General features: G+C 42.6%; 22 protein-coding genes and 1 pseudogene. 22 read left to right on the top strand and 1 reads right to left on the bottom strand.

From position 1 onward, the window contains the following. The first annotated feature begins 88 nt into the window (after window positions 1-88). Both AC58U0_RS24685 and AC58U0_RS24680 read left to right on the top strand, forming a co-directional pair. The gene (locus AC58U0_RS24685; protein WP_497381585.1) at window positions 89-3,868 is read left to right on the top strand and encodes an S-layer homology domain-containing protein; all 3,780 of its coding nucleotides are present in this window, start codon (window positions 89-91) and stop codon (window positions 3,866-3,868) included. A gap of 293 nt (window positions 3,869-4,161) precedes the next feature. Then, window positions 4,162-4,320 (top strand): annotated as a pseudogene (locus AC58U0_RS24680) (DNA repair protein RadC); the annotation flags it as partial. A 123-nt stretch (window positions 4,321-4,443) separates the two neighbouring features. Here the strand turns inward: AC58U0_RS24680 and AC58U0_RS24675 are convergent. Next, window positions 4,444-5,163 (bottom strand): stalk domain-containing protein, encoded by a 720-nt coding sequence (locus AC58U0_RS24675; RefSeq protein WP_497381584.1) that lies wholly within the window; start codon window positions 5,161-5,163, stop codon window positions 4,444-4,446. Window positions 5,164-5,264: 101 nt separating this feature from the next. On the opposite strand from AC58U0_RS24675, the gene AC58U0_RS24670 reads away from it, so the two are divergent. The 20 genes from AC58U0_RS24670 to AC58U0_RS24575 all read left to right on the top strand — a co-directional run bounded on the left by AC58U0_RS24670 (window position 5,265) and on the right by AC58U0_RS24575 (window position 24,158). Continuing rightward, window positions 5,265-5,813 carry a hypothetical protein gene (locus AC58U0_RS24670; protein WP_497381583.1) on the top strand — a complete coding sequence of 183 codons (549 nt, stop codon included), beginning with the start codon at window positions 5,265-5,267 and terminating at the stop codon, window positions 5,811-5,813. A gap of 203 nt (window positions 5,814-6,016) precedes the next feature. Then, on the top strand, window positions 6,017-6,289 hold the full coding sequence (locus tag AC58U0_RS24665; RefSeq protein WP_497381582.1) for an alpha/beta-type small acid-soluble spore protein: 273 nt from the start codon (window positions 6,017-6,019) through the stop codon (window positions 6,287-6,289). 343 nt (window positions 6,290-6,632) lie between these two features. Next, entirely contained in the window at window positions 6,633-7,838 is a 1,206-nt protein-coding gene (gene metK, locus AC58U0_RS24660; RefSeq protein ID WP_057303302.1) for a methionine adenosyltransferase, read from the top strand. A gap of 212 nt (window positions 7,839-8,050) precedes the next feature. Beyond that, a complete protein-coding gene (locus AC58U0_RS24655) occupies window positions 8,051-8,374 on the top strand; it encodes a hypothetical protein (RefSeq protein WP_497381581.1) in 324 nt (107 codons plus the stop codon). Between the two features lie 201 nt (window positions 8,375-8,575). Then, window positions 8,576-11,179, top strand: coding sequence for a stalk domain-containing protein (locus tag AC58U0_RS24650; protein WP_497381580.1), 2,604 nt, complete (start codon window positions 8,576-8,578; stop codon window positions 11,177-11,179). Between the two features lie 94 nt (window positions 11,180-11,273). Continuing rightward, window positions 11,274-12,461 carry a sensor histidine kinase gene (locus AC58U0_RS24645; RefSeq protein ID WP_497381579.1) on the top strand — a complete coding sequence of 396 codons (1,188 nt, stop codon included), beginning with the start codon at window positions 11,274-11,276 and terminating at the stop codon, window positions 12,459-12,461. After that, a complete protein-coding gene (locus AC58U0_RS24640; RefSeq protein ID WP_029194926.1) occupies window positions 12,439-13,164 on the top strand; it encodes a response regulator in 726 nt (241 codons plus the stop codon). The genes AC58U0_RS24645 and AC58U0_RS24640 overlap by 23 nt, the downstream gene beginning before the upstream one ends. A 69-nt stretch (window positions 13,165-13,233) precedes the next feature. After that, window positions 13,234-13,629 carry a hypothetical protein gene (locus AC58U0_RS24635; RefSeq protein WP_497381578.1) on the top strand — a complete coding sequence of 132 codons (396 nt, stop codon included), beginning with the start codon at window positions 13,234-13,236 and terminating at the stop codon, window positions 13,627-13,629. Between the two features lie 47 nt (window positions 13,630-13,676). Next, a complete protein-coding gene (locus tag AC58U0_RS24630; RefSeq protein WP_497381577.1) occupies window positions 13,677-15,923 on the top strand; it encodes an ATP-dependent helicase ComFA in 2,247 nt (748 codons plus the stop codon). Next, a complete protein-coding gene (locus tag AC58U0_RS24625; protein WP_497381576.1) occupies window positions 15,924-16,706 on the top strand; it encodes a ComFC family protein in 783 nt (260 codons plus the stop codon). It begins immediately after the preceding gene. A gap of 123 nt (window positions 16,707-16,829) precedes the next feature. Then, on the top strand, window positions 16,830-17,246 hold the full coding sequence (locus AC58U0_RS24620; protein ID WP_497381636.1) for a TIGR03826 family flagellar region protein: 417 nt from the start codon (window positions 16,830-16,832) through the stop codon (window positions 17,244-17,246). 113 nt (window positions 17,247-17,359) lie between these two features. After that, window positions 17,360-17,632, top strand: a complete 273-nt coding sequence (gene flgM / locus AC58U0_RS24615) for a flagellar biosynthesis anti-sigma factor FlgM (protein WP_497381575.1) — start codon at window positions 17,360-17,362, stop codon at window positions 17,630-17,632. Between the two features lie 39 nt (window positions 17,633-17,671). Beyond that, a complete protein-coding gene (locus tag AC58U0_RS24610; protein ID WP_497381574.1) occupies window positions 17,672-18,169 on the top strand; it encodes a flagellar protein FlgN in 498 nt (165 codons plus the stop codon). A gap of 45 nt (window positions 18,170-18,214) precedes the next feature. Beyond that, a complete protein-coding gene (gene flgK, locus AC58U0_RS24605; RefSeq protein ID WP_497381573.1) occupies window positions 18,215-19,660 on the top strand; it encodes a flagellar hook-associated protein FlgK in 1,446 nt (481 codons plus the stop codon). A 36-nt stretch (window positions 19,661-19,696) separates the two neighbouring features. Next, complete coding sequence (gene flgL, locus AC58U0_RS24600) at window positions 19,697-20,596, top strand: flagellar hook-associated protein FlgL (RefSeq protein ID WP_497381572.1); 900 nt, start codon at window positions 19,697-19,699, stop codon at window positions 20,594-20,596. Between the two features lie 25 nt (window positions 20,597-20,621). Beyond that, the gene (locus tag AC58U0_RS24595) at window positions 20,622-21,191 is read left to right on the top strand and encodes a DUF6470 family protein (RefSeq protein ID WP_497381571.1); all 570 of its coding nucleotides are present in this window, start codon (window positions 20,622-20,624) and stop codon (window positions 21,189-21,191) included. A 75-nt stretch (window positions 21,192-21,266) separates the two neighbouring features. Then, window positions 21,267-21,722: a flagellar assembly protein FliW gene (fliW, locus tag AC58U0_RS24590; protein WP_497381570.1), complete on the top strand. Its 456-nt coding sequence runs from the start codon at window positions 21,267-21,269 to the stop codon at window positions 21,720-21,722. Window positions 21,723-21,727: 5 nt separating this feature from the next. After that, window positions 21,728-21,958 carry a carbon storage regulator CsrA gene (csrA, locus tag AC58U0_RS24585; RefSeq protein WP_171640084.1) on the top strand — a complete coding sequence of 77 codons (231 nt, stop codon included), beginning with the start codon at window positions 21,728-21,730 and terminating at the stop codon, window positions 21,956-21,958. Between the two features lie 174 nt (window positions 21,959-22,132). Continuing rightward, window positions 22,133-23,761, top strand: coding sequence for a flagellin N-terminal helical domain-containing protein (locus AC58U0_RS24580; RefSeq protein ID WP_497381569.1), 1,629 nt, complete (start codon window positions 22,133-22,135; stop codon window positions 23,759-23,761). Between the two features lie 100 nt (window positions 23,762-23,861). Then, window positions 23,862-24,158, top strand: a complete 297-nt coding sequence (locus tag AC58U0_RS24575) for a DUF8042 domain-containing protein (protein WP_497381568.1) — start codon at window positions 23,862-23,864, stop codon at window positions 24,156-24,158. Window positions 24,159-24,182 lie beyond the last annotated feature (24 nt).

The raw sequence follows: 24,182 nt of genomic DNA, 5'->3' as shown, positions 1-24,182 counted from the left end.
AGTTTACTAGTTTCTACTGTGGCTAATTTATGTCACAAACGAATTTAGTTATAATTACGCTCAACTCTGGAAAGGGGGTGACCTAAAAATGAGTGAATCGAGCTCAAATATTGCAACACGAAATGAAAGAAATAACAAAAAGCAAGTTATTCGAGGAGGAGAAAAAAAGGTTATGAAAAAAAGTTTAAAAGTAATCGCAACTGCAACAATGGCATTATCCATGTTTTCTTCAATGGCAATGGCTGCTGAAACAACACCAAGCACTACTACTACTACTACAGCTACTACAACTGCAACAACAGTTAAGACTTCCAAGGATTTTAAAGATCTTGCAGGTTTAGACGCAACTGTAACTGCAAAAATCGACGCTATGCTTGCTAAAAAATACTTCGAAGGTACTGCTACAGATACTTTCGGTATCAAAGAAAACATGACTCGCGCACAATTCGCGAAAGTTCTTGTTTTGGTAGCTGGCATTAAAGTTGACGACACTGTTAAAGTATCCAGCTTTGAAGATGTAAAAGCTGATGATACAGCTAACGGTTGGGCAATTCCTTTCATCGAAGCTGCTAAAAAAGCTGGCTTAGTTGATGGTAAAACAGACAAAACTTTTGACCCAGGCGCTAACGTAACTCTTGGTGAGTTCGCTACTGCACTTGTTAAAGGTCTTAAAATCACGCCTGACACAACAGGTACTCCTTGGTACGCTGACGCTGTTAAGCAAGCAGTTGAAAAGAAATTGCTTCCAGAAGGTACTGACGGTTCCAAATTCGCTACTCGTGCTGATCTAGTAGTTGGCGCATACCAAGCTGATGCAGCTATTTCAGCTCTTTCTAAAGCTTCCGTAACAGAAGCTAAAGCAACTGGAGCTAAAACTGTAACAGTAACTTTCAACAAAGCTATTGATACTGCTAAAGCAACGCTTGCTTTGAAAAAAGGAACTGTTGCTGTAACAACTACAACTAAATTCGCTGATGACATGAAATCCGCTACAGTAACTTTGACAGACACTGCGCTTCGTGCTGGTGACTACACAGTAACACTTGGTGGTTTGGATGCAGCTTCTGTTGACAAAACAACTGCTACTTTCACTGCAGAAGACGAAAAAGTAACGAAAATCGAGTTCGTAAACGCAAGTGATACAGTTGCTAAAACAGCTGCAGCTAATAAATTCGTTAATCTTAAAATTAAAGCATCCAACCAATACGGTGAAAATGCTTCCGCTTCTGCTGGAAGTTACAATGTAATTGCTACTGGGAAAGCAGCACTTACCAACAAGATTGTTAAAGATGCTGATGGTTTCTTGATCCTTAGCATTGACACACACAATGAAGATATTGGAGTTGGAATGGTATCACTTACTCTAATTAATACTGATAGTCATATTACGACTACTAAAAACTTCAAAGTGGGTACTGCTCCACTTCTATCCAAAATTGACCTTGGAGCACCTAAATACTCCGTAGGTACTGGAATCTCTGGTTCAGGTCAAAATGTTAAATTTGCATTGAATATGTTTGATCAATACGGCAACCTAATCGGATTTGATCAACTTGGTGCTGGTGTTAACGACATTCCTGTACCACAATTAATCTGGAACGACTATATCGATCCAGCAAATGTTAACGTAGTTACTGAAGATGATGGCAACAACTTGCCAGTGTTGAAAATCTCCTTGGTTAACAACGTGGATAAAACTGCTGATTATAACTTCACTATTATTTCCCAAGCAGGTTCCATTACTGGCAAAGTGTCTCTTCAATCTACAAAGATTGCAAACAAGATTGAAATCGGTGATTTGAACGATGTAATCGCTGCTCATGACCAGGATGTATACATCCCTGTAATCGCTTATGATGCAGCTGGAACTGTGCTAAGTGTTGAAGATCTTGTTAGCCCAGCTAACGTAACTAGAATCAATGTATCTGTAGCTGGTGCAACTAATCCTAACGTTGTTGCTGGTCAAGGACAAATCGAAATTGCTGGTGAGAACAAAGGTAAAATCCACCTAACAAACATTAGTGACACTAAAAATGGTGCAGTTTCTGTTAATGTATTCATCGCTACTGCTAATGCAAGCAGCAATGCTTCCAAAACGTATACAATTCAAGCTGCACGTGTACCTAGCTTACTTAAAGAGGCTACTGCACCTGCTAAAACTGGTGTTATAACTTCCACTTCTTCCTTTAAGTACCAAGTGATCGATCAGTATGGTAAAGTTATCGATACATCATGGGATGTTGATTCCAATGGTAACTACAATGTAGCTGGATCACACTATAGAGTTGTTGTAACTGCTGTTTCTAAAGACGCTAATGGTAAAGTATATGGCGTTGCTGCACCTGGTGGTGCTGGTGGTGCTGATACTGTTAAAGGAACCGCTGATGCTAGTCGTGTAGTTGTAACTGCAGATGATGCAAATGGTATTCCATTGTTCAACTCAACAGCTACTTTGTTTGGTAATACTGATGATGGTGCTGCTCCAACTGAAACTGCATTTTCGAACTTCAACAAAACATTCAGATTCAATGCTGGAAGTGGTTCTGTTGGAAAAAGTGCTCAAATATTAGTATCGCTTCAAAAAGATGGCGTTGAAATCAACAAAATCGACAGAACTTTCACTGCTACAGCAAATGTCAATTCTTCCAACTTGACTTACTCCATCAATGACGTTGCTACATTGTGGAATGCTGTAGATAGCGATCTGGCTAAAACTCAACTTAACGTTGACGGCAAAGGAACAGACCTTACTGAAGCTGCTCAAGAGGATGCTGTAACAAGTGCGTTCAACCGTGAAATTGCGGTTTCTGCGAAAAATGCTGCTGGTGAAGCAGTAGCTATTCCAAAATCCGTTATCTCTGTAACATCTTCCAACCCTAACGTTGCACGCGTTGGCTATGATGCAGCAGGTAAGAAAGCTTTCGTGGTTGGTAACAAAGCTGGTACTGCAACAGTTGGTGTAACTTTCACTGCTGCTGATGGTTCAGTTAAGACTCTAACTAAAGACGTAACTGTTAAGAACGATGCTCTTACTACAACTGCTGTAACATTTGATGATAAATCCTTGAATAGAGCGGTTGGTTCCAACGTATTTACTAACGTAAACGTAACTGATAGCTATGGTAAAGTGTACGAGGATGCTACTGCACAAAAATACAACTACCTGTTGGGTGTATCTTTCTCCTTAACTAACATTGTGGGTGGTACTGCATCGATTAACCAATACGGTGACATTACTGGTACTGTAGGTACTAAGTTTGACCTAGTAGCAAATTCTGCTTCTGGTAAATCTGCAACACAAGCTGTTACTCTAACTGCAGCAGCAGTAGTTTCTGCTACTCCAACAATCGTTACTTCAGCAAAAACAGTTAACACTGCAACAACTACTGTAACTGGTACTGCGACAGCTGGAGCAAGTGTAACAGTAACTGGTGGAACTGCTCCTGTGACTGTGACAGCAAATGCTAGTGGCGTGTTTAATGCAGTGGTAACTCTTGCTTCAGGAGCTAACACTCTAAAAGCAACTGCTGTTGATGGCGTATTGCCAGTATCCGCAGCTTCCAACTCGGTTGTTATCACTCTTGATCAAACAGCTCCTACATTCGTATCAGCGATTACAGGTGCAAATCAAATCACTTTGATTTTCAACGAGGCTCTAAATACAGCTGATGCTGCGAATATTGCGAAATATGTGTACACACCTGCTGGGGCAGCAGAAGCAATTGTTAGCGCAGTACTGCAAGCAGACGGAAAAACTGTTGTAATTACTACAACAACTGCTCCTACTGCTGGTGCTTCTACAATTCAAACAACAGTTGCAGATACTGCTGGAAATGCTGTAGCATCTCCTGCTGTTATCCTAAACTAATCCTTCTTAATGAAAGAGACCCTTCGGGGTCTTTTTTATTTTTATTTTACAAGTATTCCCTCAGTGCATTTTTTAATACTGTCATTTTCACGCGGCCTGACTTAAAATCATCGACTTATCTAAAAAGCCGATATAAAATAGAAAGGTAAGCGTATATTATCTATTAGATAGGATTATCAACAGCCCTAATTCCCTTTAAAGAGTTAGGGCTATTTCTATTTAGGGGGAAACCATGGGAGCTAACGGAGTACAGCCAATCAAGCAATTAGAGATGCAAAAAAGGAGGGGAGGAAGTGAATAGCCAGCCTGCCAAACGTGTTAGCGTAGTAAATTTAAAGCTTGTAAAGGAATCAAGTCTTCTTTACAAGGAAAGGAGTGTCCGTTCACCGGAAGACGGGTATAAGCTGGACGCAGATCGAGAGTGCTTTGTAGTGGTCTGCCTGGACACGAAAATAACTTCTGAAACAACTAGTGAACTAAGGGGAATTTATTCTACATCCGTAAGCAAAAAAGAGTTCAGGCTAGAAACTTACATTCCTAGCCAAACTTAAATCCATTAGAACAGATCTTGTATACTACGATGTTTGTTTGCTATTTTTATATTGGTTTGTAATCATTTCGTGCATACATTTATTGGTATAGTTTAAATTTTGCTGAGATATTGTGAAGGAGTTCTGCAAACTAATTTTTATGCTGTTGCTTAATTGAGTGCTGCTTTTTTGGTCTATCCTAATTTTGAGTAAATCTTTTGTTTGACTAATCTGCGCTAATGCATCTGATTGTTTTTTTACAATATCTGCAATTTTATGATTGCTATTTATTTTACTCATCATTTCGGTCGTGAATTTTGTAGATTCATTATAGAGGTTACTTAGCTCTGTATAATCGATATCAAGAAGCTGAACTTGATTAGTAGTTAAATCTGAATCAGCATATTGCTGTAATTTAACAGCATACATCCATAATGCCATATCTGTGTCTTTTAGACAGCTATAAATGTCTTTGAGTAAAACTGTTTCATTTATTTTATCATCTACTGTAGTGTTTACATTAACATTGACACTGTATGAGTCTTCATTCCAAACCGCATTCACGCCTAGTTCTTTTAACAAATAGATAGGAATCATTGTTCTTCCATTGAAATTAATAGCAGGCACGTCATCGAATTGGATCTCTTTACCATTCGATAGAAGAGATACAATAGGTTTCCCTTCAAACTGTCCGTTGCTTGATGAAGCATTGACGCTGCTGGATATAAAGAATAAAATCAAAATAATAGTAAATAGTTTTTTCATAGGTCAACTCCGTTTTGTTGGATTATTTGTATAAGGATAATTCAACAAGCTAGGGAGTATTCCTTTAATTTACAATTTTAGTGATAAGGAGTTTTTAGCGAATGAAGAAAAGAAAAGTCATTTCAATAGCTTTTTTCAGCATGATTCTGTTATCTTCATTTATATCGGTATCTGAAGCAGAAGCCCCAACCCCAGGCTCGTCCACCGACCCGGTGATCACAAAGAGCTATTTCGATCAGAACACCTTAAGCGAAGCAAAGGTGAAGGAGATTGTCGCCTCCGCGATTGCGGCCAATGCTGGCGCAGGCCAGCCTAGCGGGAGCAACGGAGGCACGGGCACTTCCACGCCAGCGACAATGAAGGTTGTCCAATTGCAAAATGGACAAACGCTTTACGCCGGTGCTGGCGCCGAGTTTATCGTGCGAACAGGCAGGGTACTCGCCGTGAGCAACGATGAAAATGGCATCCCGGATGTTACGGGAGGCAAAGACCTTCCAGCGGGGACGGAAGTTTCGCTGAACCATCTTTTGATCTTCCCGGTCGAAGGCCGCGGTATTAAGCCATCGCCGAAAAATACGGCGGACATCTTTGTCATGGTACGAGGAAGCTATTTATTGTTGAATGCTGACGGAAGTAAGGTTACACAATAAAGTTTTTTGCGAATTTCAAAACAAAAATGTTTGTTCATTTGGACGTATTTCAATAAAAGTCTTCTCCATAATTTTACCCAATCTGACAAGTTCTTATGCGGTTCGACTTCAGGAATCTAGCCATACTAGTGATGTACTCACATCATCGGCAATTGCTTATGGAGTGTCGTAATCACAACAAAAACTCTAAGGAGGCGTTTGTTATGGCTAGAAACAATAATAAAGTAGTTCCTGAATCTAAAAAGGCTTTGGATATTCTAAAGTATGAGATTGCTGCTGAATTAGGATTGCCTGTTGGTAAGCAAATGTCGTTTCATGCGGATACAGAGTTTGCAACGGAATTGGGTTCGATTCCCTCCTCTTCGATGAAAGAAGACTACTGGGGACATATCTCATCGAGAGATGCTGGAGCAGTAGGAGGAACGATTACTAAAAGACTGATTCAGAGGGCAGAAGAAGCACTATTTTCTTTATAAATCTTTATGTATTTTGTTGAATTATTCATAATTTCTTCACGGTTTGCTGCATTGACACTAGACGACAAATGACGTAAGATAACTAATTGAAGGTCAATATTTAATTTAACCTTTTCCAATCGGGAAAGGTTCATTTTTTTGTTGTCTTTATTCATGCTTTATTGTTTGATTCTTATTTTTTACCATTGCGGAATTCAAGGATCTTGTCAGCGCTTGAGCGCAAAAGAGGGATTCCGTTTGGCGTGAAAAGCTGCCGCTAAAGCCGGGCCCACTTTTTTTTCATATAGAGGCATCGTGTAGAAGCTTTTCAAACATACTAAATGATATTAGGAGGATGAATGATATGGCGCAAGTACGTGGACGTCGTTTATTTACATCCGAATCCGTAACAGAAGGTCATCCGGATAAAATTTGTGACCAAATTTCTGACTCGGTATTGGATGCATTTCTTGCCAATGATCCGAATGCTCGTGTAGCATGTGAGGTATCTGTAGCAACTGGTTTGGTTTTGGTAATCGGTGAGATTACTTCAAGCTCTGAATATGTGGATATTCAAGCGATCGCTAGACAAACAATTAAGGAAATTGGTTACACGCGTGCGAAGTATGGTTTTGACTCCCAAACTTGTGCGGTTCTCGTTTCTTTGAATGAACAATCCCCTGATATTGCACAAGGTGTTAACAGAGCTCTTGAAGCAAGAGAAGGTTCAATGTCTGATGAGGAAATTGAAGCAATCGGTGCTGGTGACCAAGGTCTGATGTTCGGATTCGCGGTTAACGAGACGCCTGAGCTTATGCCTCTTCCGATCTCGATTTCTCACCAATTGGCTCGTCGTTTGACGGAAGTTCGTAAAAATGGAACTCTTCCATACCTGCGTCCTGATGGTAAAACACAAGTTACAGTTGAGTATGTCGATGATAAACCAGTTCGTGTTGATGCAATTGTTGTGTCTACACAGCACGGTGAAGAAGTTACTTTGGAGCAAATCCAAAAAGATATCAAAGAACACGTTATTAACCCAATTGTTCCAGCTCACTTGTTGGATGCGAACACAAACTATTTCATTAACCCAACTGGCCGTTTCGTTATTGGCGGACCTCAAGGGGATGCTGGTTTGACAGGTCGTAAAATCATCGTTGATACATACGGTGGTTACGCTCGTCACGGCGGCGGCGCGTTCTCTGGTAAGGATCCAACGAAAGTTGACCGTTCCGGTGCGTACGCAGCACGTTATGTTGCGAAAAACATCGTAGCAGCTGGACTTGCTGAAAAATGTGAAGTTCAATTAGCTTACGCAATTGGTGTAGCTCGTCCAGTGTCTATTGCTGTGGATACTTTCGGTACAGGTAAAGTAAGTGAAGAGAAGCTCGTTGAGCTGATCCACTCAAACTTCGACCTTCGTCCTGCGGGCATCATCAAAGAGCTTGACCTGCGTCGTCCAATCTACCGTCAAACAGCTGCTTATGGTCACTTCGGCCGTAATGATCTGGATGTTCCTTGGGAGCGCACAGATAAAGCTGAGTCTTTGAAAACACAAGCATTGGTTTAATTAAATAGATGGAAAAGAAAAGCTGTCCAATTAGGGCGGCTTTTCTGTATTTTGCGTTAATAATAAGAAAGAAAAATAATGACAATAAAATAAGAACATTTGTTTGATATATTTCCTTTTAATTGGTATAATATTTATATAGTCCGAAGATGCTCTAAGTTCGAGTATTATGGTATAATCGTAAAACAGATTAAGTAAATGGATCGGGAGTGATGATGTTGGATAATGATTTGAAAGAAGCACTATCCGCGTTACTTAAGGCTGAATTATTACCAGTAATAGAGAGACTAGATGGAGTCGACGGCAGATTAGATGGAATTGACAATCGAGTAGGCAGTATCGACGGACGATTAGATGGAATCGACAATCGATTAGACAGATTGGAATTAGAACAAGCTCAAATTAAACAAGCTGTTCTGGAGACCAATGAAACCGTGAAAAGAATTGAAGTCATTCAAGAGCAGCAGCATAGGATTATTGAGCTCTTATCCGCACGTTCCATTGAACATGAAGCTAAAATAAAACGTATCCTTTAATTATACATGTCACGTATCTCAAGCAGAGAGCAGATCCGAGTAGGGTCGTGCTCTTTTTTATTTGCTAGTTCTTGGTCAATTTTTTGACGTATAAATACAACTTCTCTCAGATCGTAACTTTTTCCATAGTTTAAGAGTCTAATAGATATCCGAAAAGATAGATACTAGTCTTAGACTGAAAGAGGAGAGTGGAAAAGCAACATGACGGTACAGAAGCAAGTAGGAATGGGTGCGCTGGCTTGCGCATTGGTATGGCAATTGGTTGCGGGGACTACAGTAAACGCGGCAGGGCCGACGTTGACACTTAGTTCGCAGGAGACGATTACATCTGGTGCAATTATGAAGAATTACATTTGGACGACAACTAGAAGCAATAAGGACGTTTCGGTGAACGCCAATGTGGTAGAGGTTGATTTGACGAATCCGAACGTGAAGATAGACGCAATGGCTGGAACGAAGAATCAGTTCACAAAGAACCAGAGTGTTCTGGGTATGGTGAAGGATACTGGTGCAGTGGCAGGTGTGAATGGGGATTTCTTCAATACACAAGCGGAAGGTGTTCCGGAAGGTGCGCAAATCACGAATGGTCAAGTAATGGCGACCCCGGCGAAAATATCTGGACTTTATTCTTTTGCAATTACGAAGAGTAATCAACCGATTATTGATATTTTTGATTTTCAAGGCAGGGTGACGGCGAAGGATGGGACTTCTTTTGACCTTGGCGGTGTGAACAAAACGTATTATTGGGACGACAATGATGTCGCGATGATCGCAGACGGACTTTTCCTCTATACGAATGCTTGGGCTTTAACGCAACGTGCGGTAGATGGAACCCATGTTCCAACAGAAGCACTCATGCAGAATGATGTAGTTAAGGAAATTGCTGTAGATACGAATATTAAAATGGTTGCTCCTGCAGATGGCTATATCCTCAGAGGCTCTGGACTAGCCAGGGAGTTTATCGTAAATCACCTCAAAGTCGGAGATAAGATCACTACCAAATATGATATGGTCCCGCATGATGCGTCTAAGACGTATGATTGGAAGAATTTTAAAATGCTGATTGGCGGCAGCACACTGCTAGTGGATGAGGCGAAGCCGAGTTATTTTACACGTAATATTGGAGATTTCAGTGGCTACAGCCCACGTTCCCGAACGGCAATAGGCTACTCCAAAGACATGAAGACGGCTTATATCATTACTTCAGATCGTAGTGCAGGCAGTGCAGGGATGACGCTCCCGGAGCTTCAGCAGTTTATGATTAGTGCTGGAGTTTGGAGAGGGATGGTTCTAGATGGCGGAGGATCGACGCAGATGGTTTCAAGACCACTCGGAGATTTTGACCCGAAGCTTGTTAATAAAACAGAGAATGGCAATCAGCGTTCCGTTGTAAATGGTGTGGGTGTGTATTCGACGGCACCGAAGGGCGATTTGAAGGGACTTATTTTAAAAGGTCAAAATATTTTATTCATGAATGAATCCAGCACTTATCAATTCAAAGCTTATGATGACTATTATAATCCGATTTCTGTAGAGGGTATTGTTCCACAGTGGAGTAGTTCCACGACGAACGGAGCATTCAAAGATAATGTGTTTACTCCGACACTGCCAGGTAAGACTCAGATCATTGCCAAGTCAGGCAAAGGTTCAGCATCCATGGATGTCGAGGTTGTAGGAAGAGACCAGATTACTTCGATGAAATTTAACTCAGGAGCCTTTTCACTTACAGAAGGCGGGGATTTCAAGCTGCCTATATCTGTAACGACTAGGAGTGGCGCAACACGAGAATTGCCAGCGGCATCTGCGACTTGGGAGCTAAGTGGAGTTAAAGGGACTTTGAAAGACGGTATTCTTCATGTGGATAGCGCTTCGGGCTCTCAGGCTGCTCAGGTTATTGCGAGATATGATGGCTATAGCACGATGGTTACTCTGCCTGTTGGCCAGGAGAAGGTTTGGTATGATTTAGATAAATTTGCGGTTATGACAACAGGCGATAAGTACCCGGCAGAGGTTGTATCAGCTGTGAATATTGTACCAATTAGCGGCAATCAGAGTTTGGAAATCTCGTATGATTTTACAAAAGGAACAGGTACTAAAGCAGCTTATGCTAGATTCAATGGGATGAATGGTGCTCCGATTGAAGGAGAACCAGAATTTATTACAGCCAAAGTGCTCGGTGACGGAAGCTTTAACTGGGTGCGTGCAGAAATCATTGATGCGAACGGTAAGTTGAATTACGTAAGTTTTACTGAAAATATGAACTGGACAGGCTGGCGCAAGGTAACGGCTGATGTGTCTGACCTCAAATTCCCGATCAAGATCAAGAGTGTCTATGTCGCTAATCCAGCGAATGGACAGGATGAAAGGGCCTCAAAAGGGAAAATTAATATTGATGATATTTCTTTCATTTACAAAGGACAGCTAGCCGCTCTGCCGAAAAATACGATAAAATTGAATGTGTATAAGAAACAAGCGACATTGAATGATAAATCCTATACATTGGAGCAGGCTCCGACGATTGTGAATGATAATACGTTGGTTCCTCTTCGTTTCGTAACAGAAGCATTAGGCGGTAATGTGAAGTGGGATGACAAAGAGCGGAAGGTAACCGTCGTACGAGGTGACAAGCTGATTGACCTGTGGATTGATAATGCTGATCTGCTTGTAAACGGGGATCGTGTGACTGCTGAAGTGTCTCCAAAAATCATGAATAATGTGACGATGGTGCCTTTGCGGCTCATTTCAGAGAAATTAGGCTTTAAAGTAGGCTGGGAACCCAAAAATTATGGGATTACAATCGAATAAATAGTGCTAGAAGTACACGGCAAACGGGTAGAACTATGATACAATATGGGGTAGACTAATTTCTAATATTGTTTTATAAAGGAGCTCGTTTCATTTGCAGCCAGACGCTATAGATCGTGTCATTAAAAACGCAATTAACGTCATGGAGAGCAGCAAGTATCAAATGTTTGAAATCGCTGAAGCTTCTCGTTTGGAAAAAGAGTCACTCACTCGCGAGCTCGATGAGATTAAGTATGAAACGAGTGTTACCATCGAGCTGGTTGACAATTTGGAGAAGGATTACAAGCGATCTCGTATTCGACTTACGGAGGTCAGTCGTGATTTCAACAAGTACCGTGAGGAAGATATCAAGATTGCTTATGAAGCCGCGATTGCTTTTCAATTACAGCTGACAATTGCTAGGGAAAAAGAAAATAATCTAAAGACTCGGCGCAATGATCTGCAGGTTCGCACGAAAAATGTGGACAAGCAGGTGGAGCGAGCAGAAACAATTGTATCGCAAATGAATGTGGTACTGGAATATTTATCGGGCGACCTCAATCAGGTGACTCGTATACTCGAATCCGCCAAGAACAGGCAATTACTCGGTTTGAAGATTATTTTGGCCCAAGAAGAAGAGCGGAAGCGTATTGCGCGTGAAATTCACGATGGTATGGCTCAAACTTTGGCAAATGTTGTGCTTCGAACTGAAATTGCCCAGCGTATGCTTGTAAAAGAGGATATTCCCGCGGTGAAGGAAGAATTAGTAGATTTGAAGGGTCAAGTCAGAGGGGGGCTTGAGGAAGTTCGTAAGATCATCTTCAACCTCCGTCCGATGGCGCTCGATGACTTAGGAATCGTTCCGACACTACGAAAATATGTACAGGATTTCGAAGAAAAGCATAGAATTCGCACACAGTTTAATCTCGTTGGCAAGGAGACTCGCATTCCGTCTGGGCTTGAAATTGCTATTTTCCGACTTGTGCAGGAAGCTTTATCTAATGTAAATAAGCATGCGAAAGCTACTTTCCTATCTGTTGAACTCACACTGGAGCCGGATCAAGTGCAAATCTACGTGGTGGATAACGGGATCGGTTTCGACGTGCCGCAGACAGAACAAAGAATAGCCAAGGGAAATAATTTCGGCTTGCTGGGCATGCGTGAGCGTGTGGAGCTGCTGGAAGGCACGATGGTTCTAGAGTCCGAAAAAGATTCAGGTACAAAAATTACGATGCTAATCCCTATCGGCGGCGTTGGAGAGAACAAGGAGGAAAAACAGAATGGACAACACGGCGAGTCATAAACGCAATGTGCATATTGTCATTGCGGACGATCATCAGCTGTTTCGCGAAGGTGTTAAACGAATTATTAATATGGAAGATGATATGGAAGTCATCGGCGAGTGCGGTGATGGTATCCAGGTTATTGAGCTGTGCAATCAAATCACGCCGGATATTGTTCTCATGGATATTAATATGCCGCTTGAGAACGGCGTTGTGGCGACCGAACGGCTTAAGCTTATTTTTCCAGATATTAAAGTAATCATTTTATCCATTCATGATGATGAGAGCTATGTATTTGAAACTCTTCGCAAAGGGGCTTCAGGTTATTTGCTGAAGGATATGGAAGCGGAGTCGCTCATTAATGCGATTCGTTCCGTAGTGGCTGGTCATGCTTACATTCACCCGAAGGTTACTGGCAAGCTGATTAATCAGCTTAGACGTATGACCTATTTGGATGATGTGGGTGTAGTTGGTTCCGGCCAAGGCGTCAAAGATTCAGGTCTTAAATACATACATAATGCAAATAGTCCGTTAACCAAGCGAGAAGCAGAAGTTCTTCGTCTTATGGCGGAAGGTAAAAGCAACAAGCTGATTGGAGAGTTCCTCTATATCAGTGAAAAAACGGTGAAAAACCACGTCAGCAGCATCCTCCAAAAAATGGAAGTCGATGATCGTACACAGGCGGTTATTATAGCAATCAAAAATGGTTGGGTAACGTTGTAATCTCCATTTTACGATAAGGAACCCCCCTTAACTTTGCAGCATACACTGCAGGTAAGGGAGGGACCCGCTATGTGGATTGGATTGCTTTGGATCTTAGGTTGCTACGGAATCAGCATTGCTGTGCTCCATTTATTGCTCGGAACCCGCAGGGGTGGAAGCAAGAAACCGGCTAATGTGCTGCTCGTCACCAAAAATAATCAAAACCAAATTGAATGGTATATTCGCTCCTTGTTTTTCTTCTCGCGATTTAAGGGCAACGAAGTGAAGACAACGATATTCGATGAAGGATCGTCCGACGATACGAGGAAAATCATTGAGCGCTTATCCCATAGCCATTCGCTAGAGCTGCGATATCAGACGGATTATGATGCGGTTGACCACTATTTACGTCAACACGATAATGAGCCCGTGACTGTGGTTCATCTAAGCAGTAGGGAAGATCTAGTGAAGGTCCATGTCGGTTGAAGGCAATGGTTTCAAGTACTTAGTTTACAAAGAGAGTAAGGTGAGGAATGAAGGTTCAACTTTACGCAGTTTGTTTGGGAAAAGAATGGGAGTGGCGATTAACGATTCACTCACAGACGGACATCCAATATTGGTTCGAGCAATACGCAGCCGACGCCGGCCTCGTATTGTTCGAACCTTTTATTTCGTTAGGGCAGGGTGTGCGGATGCTTGAGAGGCTGAGGGGGAGTGAAAAGGGTCATAAGTGTCAAAAGAGTCAAAAGCTTCAAGGGATACGAAACCACGGAAATCGCAATAGCCATGGAAACCACGGAAACATTAAAGACGACCAAGATAATCAAAGCCACCAAGACCACCAAGACCACCAAGACCACCAAGACCACCAAGACCACCAAGACCACCAAGACCACCAAGACCACCAAGACCACCAAGACCACCAAAAAAAATATGCTAATCGTTTATTGGCATTTGGATCAAATGAAGAGAGAATGCTGGGGCAGCTCCAGCAGCTTGCTAATGAATGCAACATACCGAGTAATGAAGCTTTTAGCTTAAAAAGGATTCATTTTGAGATGTGGCAGCAAGGAGTCTACCCAGGTATTGGGTTAGATGCGGGTGTATATAACAGAGTTGTGGAAGCTTGCAGCGGTCGGTCGCTGCTTGTAGAGGAATTTCAACAGCTGTTGATGGCGGCAGGGACTGATCTTGGGGTGGGAGATGCTTGGCTGTCCTATCTGCAGCTTGCTCATCTCAACGGTGATGTTGAGGTGAGGAATGGAATGGAAGTGATCGAGCGCCGAGATTGGCACCGGGGGTTTAGAAAGATGACGAGTTACACCTGTAAGCGGTGTGGGAGTGGAGCGGAGCGCATGTTTTGGTCGGATTGCTTACATTGCGGACAAGCCTGTCCTTATTGTGAGGAGTGCCTGACCATGGGGCGGACTCGGTTTTGTTCTTTGCTTGTTACTGGGCGCTCCAGGGAGGTTGCGCCTTATGTGGTTAACACGATGGGGACTCGGATGGGTCAAGGTGACGTGGAAGTACGAGAGGGAGAGGAGCAACAAGAGCAGCTTCGTGCTTATATTGAGCCGTGGGGGCTAAGTGAGGCCCAGGCTCGGGCTTCGTTGGAAGGACTGCGCTATATTAGCGGGAACAGTGTTGAGGGCTCGAGGGAGAAACGGGCTGGCTATGGAAGAATGGGGTGGCCAGGAAATAGAGCAAGGAGAGGCAGTGAAAGAGTTGGAGCTGATGCTGTTGCAAAAGCAAAAGTGAAACATCTGATCCCTCGAAGGTTTCTGATCTGGGCAGTTACCGGCGCTGGAAAAACGGAAATGATCTTTCCATTTATCCATCACACTGTTGCGAGAGGAGGCCGTGTACTTATCGCGACACCACGTAAAGACGTGGTGTTGGAGCTGCAACCACGAATAGGTCGCGCATTTGCCGATTACAGCGTGGTCACGCTTTATGGCGGAAGCGTGCAGCGTTGGGAGCAAGGGCAGATTACAATCGCGACAACGCATCAGCTGTTGCGCTTTCATGATGCTTTTGATCTTGTCATTATCGACGAGATTGATGCCTTTCCCTACCATAACAATCCCATGCTTGCTTATGCGGCGGCTAAAGTCTGTAAGCCAAGCGGAACGAATATTTTGCTTTCGGCTACACCGCCGAGAGCTATAAGGCAAGCTGCAAAGCGGGGAAGATTACCGCATGTTCGAGTACCGGTACGCTATCACAGGCACCCATTGCCAGTCCCTCAGTTGGTTTCGGTCCCGCCTCTGAGGAAAGTGGTCCAGTCACAAACAATGCCGAATTCATTATTTGCTAAGTTAGTGGCCTCGGTGGAACGAGGTGCGCAGGTGTTTGTTTTTGTCCCCAACATTCAATTGGTTGAGCCAATGATTTATCTTCTGAGGGCAAGACTAAGCCATGGCATGAGTGAAACCGTTGTGTGCGTCGAAGGAACTTCATCAAAGGATCCTGCTCGAACTGAAAAGGTCCAGCTTTTTCGAAACAGAGAGATCCGTGTGCTGGTCACTACAACGATTTTGGAGCGAGGAGTCACGGTGCCAAAGTCTGATGTGTTCATTATGGATGCAGATTCGCAGCTATTCGATGAAGCAGCGCTCGTTCAGATGGCTGGGCGTGCAGGTAGATCGCAGGAAGATCCGGCAGGGAAGGTTTATTTTACAGCAAAAGAAATTACGCAATCTCAAAAGGAGGCCATTCGACAAATTAAGCAGATGAATCGCATCGCGCGTAAACATGGCTATTTATTAAGGGGGAAATGAATGAGCTATCAGCAATTGGATACGAGAATTTTGATTAAAAAAGTGATGGGTTCGGTGGCATCGCTGTTTAGTCCGCTCAGAAAAGAATGTTTACTTTGCAAGCAGAATAACACTCTCCAAGTTGATGAATTAGGGCTTTGCCATTCCTGTTACACACGAATTCCCTGGATTCGAGAAGCGCTTTGTCCAACTTGTGGACGAGGGGAATTTTGCTCAGATTGTCAGCGGAGGCACCATTCCTATTTTATAAGAAGCCGCAGCGCTGTCAGATATGATGAAACGATGAAGGAATTATTGGCGCGATATAAGTATCGTGGAGATGAGCGTTTGAAGACGGTCCTCGGGCAAATGCTTGTACACTCCTATCACTTATTACATGAGGATAGAGACAATTTTCTCGCAGAACCCGATTCTGTAAAGGAGCTTATCACTTTCGTGCCTGTGAGCGAGCGCAGGATGTCGGAACGTGGTTTTAATCAAGCGGAGCAAATGGCTGTAGAACTAGGTCGATTAATAGGACTTCCAGTTATCCCCCTTCTTAAGCGTTCCAAGCATACAGATAAACAAAGCTTCAAGAAGAGGAGTGAACGGCTGGACGATTTGGAGCATGTTTTTGAGGTGAATGAGTCAATTCATGATTGTTTGGGAGAATCCCTGAATGCTTCGTACGTTATTTATATCGTGGATGATGTTTATACGACCGGGAGCACCATGAATCAATGTGCCAAGGTTCTTGGGGAATATTTATCTGCTGAAGTATTCGGACTAACGTGGGCGCGGTAGCAGGATTTCACACCACATCCGTCAAAAATATTAAAATATTATTGTGCAAACACTGTCGAATTGCTGTAAACTGGAATTAATAATTGGGTAATGGGAATAATAGGAGGGGGCTATACAATGGGCATGAATGTAGCTAATTGTCCGCGCTGTGGGAAAATATTCGTTAAAGGTTTTAACGAGGTTTGCCCGAATTGTGTGAAGGATTTGGAGCAGCAGTATGAGAAATGCTTGAAATACCTGCGTGAAAATAAAGGTACCACCATAAATGATTTAAGTGAGGCAACAGGCGTATCGGTTAAACAGATCACTAAATTTATCCGGGATGGCCGAATTTCCATTTTGCATGCGCCAAATATGTCCTATCCTTGTGAAGTGTGCGGAACTTTAATTCGTGAGAATACGATTTGTGAATCGTGCCGCATCAAGCTTGTAAAGGATGTTAAGAACAATTCTGAGGACGAGCGTCGTAGGCAAGAGCAAGCAAACAAAGAGAGCAAAGTAAGCTTTAATATTCAAGACCGCTTGCGAGATCGGCACTAATTTAGAAATAGGTCTGCAGAGATATAAAGTTTCATATAGTAGATGCCGATAATAGTTCTAAAGATTATCGGCATTTTATTTTTTTAGGTCAAAGAACATAGGAGTGTTACGGTATGAAAATTAATGATAATCAACGAATCGGCGCCATTAATCCGTATAAGAAAACGGGAGATGCCACTTTCGCTCATGCTGCCGGCAAGAAAGGTAAGCCTAAGGACCAAGTCGAAATTTCTGCTGAAGCAAAGGAACTTCTAGGAGCTTCGGGAAGTGCTCGCACGGAAGAACAAACGCTTCGTATTGAGGAATTAAAGTCGTCTGTCGCAGCAGGGACATATCGTGTGGATGCAGGTAAATTAGCTGAGAAAATCCTTCCTTATTTGAAGTAAGAAAATAGCGTATACAACAGATAGAAACAGGTGACGATCATGTCGATACAGCCCTTGTTGGAAACGATGGATAAACTTCAGGAAGCGCATGAAGCTCTACTTGAACTTGCAAAGGGGAAAACGGAAGTTCTTGTTAGCAATGATATCGATCAACTCAATATGATTGTTAATCGGGAGAATAAATGGGTTAGAGCGATTGCAGAAGCGAATCAACAACGGATTCAAATCATCGGCTCTTACTTGATATCTAGAGGTTATAATCCTAATCCCAAAATAACGGTTAGTGATTTGATTAAGGTTATTTTTAAGGCAGAAGAAAAGCAAGCGCTAATGGAAGCTCAACAAAAGCTGCTTGTTACCATAGAGGAATTAAAAAAAAGCAACGTCATTAATCAGCAGTTAATTGAACAGTCCTTGGCTTTTGTCAATTATTCACTGGATTTGGTCATTGGCGCGCCAGAGGATGATATGGTCTATAGGAATCCTAATCAGGCCAAAAGTGGTAATCGATTAGGGATGTTTGATAGAAGAGGATAGCGGCTATATTCAGAATACCCAAGTAGGGCATAGGAGAGGGAAACCATGAGATCGACTTTTGGCGGAATTGAAATATCCAAGCGGGGGATCCTTACACAGCAAGCTGCATTAACAACAGCTGGACATAACGTCGCTAATGCCAACACGCCGGGCTTTTCACGTCAGGTTGTCAAAATGGTTGCCGCTGAGCCAATCGAGGCACTTAGTTTAAACCGTTCAACTATTCCTGGTCAAATGGGACAAGGTGTTATGTTTACTGAGGTGAAACGGATTCGTGAAACCTTCTTGGATAAGCAATTTGCGAATGAGAACAAAAGCTTAGGTGAATGGACCATTCGTCAAGATACATTAGAAAAGCTGGAAGCCATCATCAATGAGCCAACCGATACGGGTCTTCGTCAGGTTCTCGATAACTTCTGGAACTCATGGCAAGAGCTTAGTAAGCAGCCTGACAACTTGGAAACAAGGGCTGTTGTTAAGGAAAGTGCGTTAGCTGTAACGGATGCGTTTAACCATGCAGCGAAGCAGCTCAAGGACCTAGGGGCCGATTTGAATGATAATGTCACGGTTAAAGTAACGCAAGTGAACACGACTTTGAAGCAAATTGCTGGGCTTAATAACGAGATTTTCCGTGTTGAAGGCCTTGGTAATAATGCGAATGATCTTCGGGATCAAAGGGATCTTCTTATTGATGAATTGTCCAAAGTCATCAATGTCTCAGTACAAGAGGAGTCCGGTGGTTACCACGTGAAGATGGGGAACCAGGATTTAGTTGTTGCGGATGCTGCCACGGATTTCACAGACGCTACTGCAAGTGCAGCTTATCCGGCTGATTTGAATAGTGGAGAGTTATATGGACTGTTGTTATCTAATGATCGCTATGTAACGGAATACAAGAACCAATTGAACTCGATGGTATCGACTATTGTGACGGCCGTTAATGACATGCATAAACAAGGTTATACACTGCAAGATCCTCCGACCAAAGGCGGGGATTTCTTCGTGCCTATTACAGATTTTAATACGGCTGCGGAAACCGTGAAGGTAAGTGCGAACATTACAGATAATGTGGAGCGGATCGCCGCTTCCGCGAGAACATATACAGATGCTAATGGTGTGGAAAGAGTTGTCAAAGGGAACAATGAACAAGCTCTGAAACTCGCTGGCATTAAGAATACCAAGTTCAATTTCGATGGTTCCGGTGTTACGAAAATTATCCTCAATGGCGGTACATTCGATGAGTTCCTTCGTGCGGTTGTATCTGAAATCGGGGTTCAAACACAAGAGGCATCACGACAAGTATCGAACCAGAAAATACTCGTTGATCAGGTAGATGCAAGGCGTCAATCCATAAGCGGAGTCTCCCTCGATGAAGAGATGGCTGATATGATCAAATACCAGCATGCATACAATGCAGCTGCCCGGTCTTTAACAACATTCGATGAAATGCTGGATAAAGTCATTAATTCAATGGGTACGGTAGGCAGATAATGGCAAGACATACTTTAGATATGGGGTGAGATTGCAATGGCACTACGCGTTACGCAAGGGATGCTTAATACGCAATTGCTGCGCAATTTGAATGGGAATCTATCTCGCATGGATAAGCTGCAGGATCAGCTTTCAACGGGTCGTAGAATCAATAAACCTTCCGATGATCCGGTAGGTATCAGTTTCTCCATGCGTTACCGCAGTGAGCTTGGTACAAATGATCAGTTTCAGAGAAACGTTGATGCTACGGTGTCGTTCCTTGATTACACGGATACGATGTTGGATCAGACGGGGAGTGTTCTGCATAGAGCGCGTGAGCTTGCTGTTGAAGCAGCGAATGGAACAAACTCAGAAGAATCCTTGGATGCGATGAAAACAGAGATTGATCAGTTATATGGTCAATTAACTAACATTGGGAATAGCCAATTTAACGGTAAGTTTGTTTTCAATGGACAGATTACGGATAAAGCTCCATTCCCTGATCCGGACAATGCAGCTAATGCAGTGACCGATAATGGAGAGATCAAATTCGAGATTGGCGCCGGAGTGCAAATCGCAATGAATAAAACGGCTGAGCAGATATTTGGTGCTTCAGGTATGCAGAATAATGCTTTTCAGATTTTGAAGGATTTATCTGCTTCACTTAAAGCTAGTAATACGACAGGTATTCAAAAGTCTATTGAGCTCATGGATGAACGGATGAGCGGGGTTCTAGGCGCGAGGGCGGACATTGGTGCAAAGACCAACCGTGTACAGCTTGCTGAGGATCGTTTGAAAGACATCGGTATTAACTTACAAAGTCTTCAATCCAAAACGGAAGATGCAGATATGTCCTTAGTAATAACGAACCTGAAAATGGAAGAAAACGTGTATCAAGCTTCCCTTTCAGCAGGATCCAAAGTTATTATGCCAACATTAGTTGATTTCCTGCGTTAATTATTTTGATTAGGAGGCGGTTGTTATGCCTAGTATTCCCCAAATACAAATAAGCCAGCAACCGGCCCTCATTGGGATAGACGCAGACCTTGGTAAGCAAGATATCAGACAACCGCGAGCTACTTATGAAATGCAAGTAGATCGGCCTAAACAGGATATCCGCCAGCCACGGGGAGAGCTTGAAATAGATCAGAGCCGTGCTTGGGACGCATTGGGCCAAGGTCCAATTCTTACAGCTCTCAGTCGGATCTACTCTCAGTGCCATGAGATAGCTATGCAGGGAATCGCGCGACGTGTAGAAGATGGCAACCGTATGGCTGCTATTCATCGTGGTGGAAACGCGATCGCTGAGATTGCTAAGGACCTTAGTATTAGCCGTCCTCAATTCGATTACTATGGTGAGGCTGCGTACGATAACGTTGATATTACCTATACGGCTCATAAAGCCGAAATCAACGTTACAGACGGCAAAGTGAATGTCAACGCACAAGTTAATAAGCCTGAGATTGACTACACTAGAGGAAAGCTTGATATTTACATGCGACAGTACCCGAAGATAGATATTACAGCGCCACAAATTGATTTCAAAACATAAAGCGTTATAATCAAGCTATAGATGATTTCTATGGCTTTTTTTATTTAAATCTTCCAACTGAAGGAGCTATGATACATGAATATTTCGACCCTATTTTTCGGCGACCTAGAGGTCCAAGAAACGGAAGTCTTCACTTTCGCACAAGGAGTACCAGGATTCGAAGAGCTAACTCAGTTTACTTTGGTTCAACCGGAGGACAGCTTTCCTTTCTCATACATTCAGTCTGTGCAGGAAGGTGATCTTTCCTTTCTTGTGATAGACCCATTTCTTTTCTTTAAAGATTATGATTTTAATCTTCCTGTAGCAGTACAAGAAGAACTGAAGATCGAGCAGCCAGACGATGTGTTTGTGTGGACTGTAGTTACAGTGAATGATGATTTTACTAAAATCACCTTGAATCTACTGGCACCGATTATTTGGAATGTGAAGACTAAGTTAGGCAAACAAATTATTCTGCATGACTCCGAATATAACATTAAGCATGAAATTGTGTTGAGTGAAGTTAGTGCAACAACGCAAGCGGAGGGGTGAAGGGCATGCTAGTATTGGCTAGGAAAAAAGGCGAGTCTATTATGATCGGAGATAACATTGAGATCGTCATACTAGGTAGTGAAGGAGATACGATTCGTGTCGGTATTCGTGCTCCTAAACATGTCGAAGTGTTTCGTAAAGAGATCTATCAACAAATCCAGGAGTCAAACAAAGAAGCTACAGCTAACAAAATTAGTCCTCTAAACCTAAGTAAACTAATCAATAGAAGCAAATAAATCAAAATGTCAGCCATAGGTCGACATTTTTTTTACTTTAGCTATAAACTTTCTGAATGGCCTCGACGATATATATATCAATAGGTCTACAAGCTGGGCGGCCGACCCGCTTGTAACCTAAAAATAAATCCACATGGACGTGGATCAAACGAACCTTCAGGAGGAAGAAAACAAATGAGAATTAATCACAATATCGCAGCAGCGAACACTCACCGTCAATTGACGGGTAACACAGCAGCGGCAAGTAAATCCCTTGAGAAATTGTCTTCCGGTCTTCGCATCAACCGCGCTGGCGACGATGCAGCAGGTCTTGCTATCTCCGAGAAAATGAGAGCACAAGTACGCGGTCTTGACATGGCTTCCAAGAATGCTCAAGATGGTATCTCTTTGATTCAAACAGCTGAGGGTGCATTGAACGAAACTCACTCCATCCTTCAACGTATGCGCGAATTGGCTGACCAATCCGCTAACGGAACAAACACATCTGACGATCGCGCTGCTCTTCAAGAAGAAGTTAAACAACTTAAAGACGAAATCGATCGTATTGGTAATGCAACAGAGTTTAACACGCAAAAATTGCTAAATGGTGCCCTGAAGTCTGCTGGTGGCGCAACTGTTGGTCAAGATTCGACAACTGGTTCTGCTGTAGCTAAGCTTACTAATGGTAAACTACAAGCAACTGCCGCGATGGGTGCTGGTACAACTAAAGCAACGGCAACAAGTTTTGCAAAAGAAACTTTAACAATTGACGGATCTGATATAGAAGTAAACTGGCAGAATCTGACATCTGATGAAAAAGCTGTTTTGACTGGCGTGTCCTCAACGGATAGCATTTCTCAGAATAAAGCTAAAGACTTAATTATTAATAAAATTAACGAAGCGATTGATCAATCAGGCAAAAATGTTGCACACGTCGGTGGTTATGTTGATACTACTGGTAAGCTTGTACTTCAAAGCGGTACTTCCGGCCAAGATTCCATTGTTAAAAGCCAATCAGCAACAACTGGCGTAGGTGTAGTACGTAGTTTTGCCGGCGGTACTGCAACGGCTACTAAAGGTACGAACAACTACAATGGTACTGCAACGACTGCTGCTGATAAATTCAGTTTCAAAGTAGGCGATATCACACTACAAGCATCTCTTGGTGCAATTGCCGCTAACACAGCAATGACAACTGCAGCTAAGACTTTAGAATCTGCTCTTAAAGTTGCTACAAGTGCTTATAATGCACTTCAAGGTAAAACAAAAGGACAAGAAGGTTTTGTTGAAGATATTAAAGTCAACGCTCTCAAAGATGGTCGTTTTGAAGTGGTTAGCCAATCCGGTCCTGTTTCCTTCAAAGATCTTGATGGCAAAACTACAGTACAGGATCTTGGTCTTAGCCAAGCTCAAACTGAAGCATCCGGAAATGGTGGGGTAACATTCCAAATTGGTGCAAATCGCGGTCAAACAATTAGCTTTGGTATTGGCGATATGAGAACTGCAGCTCTTGGACTTGCTGGAGTTGATGTTAACACTGCTGCATCTGCTTCCCAAGCTATTACTTCACTTGACACAGCTATTAAAGGCGTTTCAGCACAACGTTCTAAAATGGGGGCTGTACAAAACCGTTTGGAGCACACAATCAATAACCTTCAAACAGCTTCTGAAAACTTGACTGCAGCTGAATCCCGTATTCGTGATGTGGATATGGCGAAAGAAATGATGGACTTCACGAAGAACAACATCCTTTCACAAGCAGCACAAGCAATGCTAGCTCAAGCTAACCAACAACCACAAGGCGTTCTACAGTTGTTGAGATAATTAGCGATTAGGGTGCATTATTTACAAAGGGCTCTGGTAATCCAGAGCCTTTTGTATTACCAAACATTCTGCATTGTAGCTTAATCTAGGGGGATATATGATGGAATTGCAAGAAATTTTAAATGATACCATTGTTTCAATAAATTCGATAATTGAGCTATTTTCTTCACAAGCAAATGCGTCAAATGTTGGTCAATTGTACCCTCTTATTGAGAAAAGTACATTACTTGCCAAGGCAGTTAACGAACAACCAAATAATGATTTTGATCTTGATGAATTAAATGATAAATTAGGCATGATTCTTCAGGCGATGGAAAACAATGACATTTCATTAATTACTGACATTATGAGCTTTGAACTCAAACCCCTTCTAACTGATTGGGCAGAAAATGTTTAATATCTATAACAGGTGGTGTCCTTT

It is taken from the genome of Paenibacillus sp. J31P190 (genome assembly GCF_059692075.1).
The sequence above is the reverse complement of the archived record's forward strand: the minus strand, read 5'-3'. Positions and strand labels throughout refer to the sequence as shown.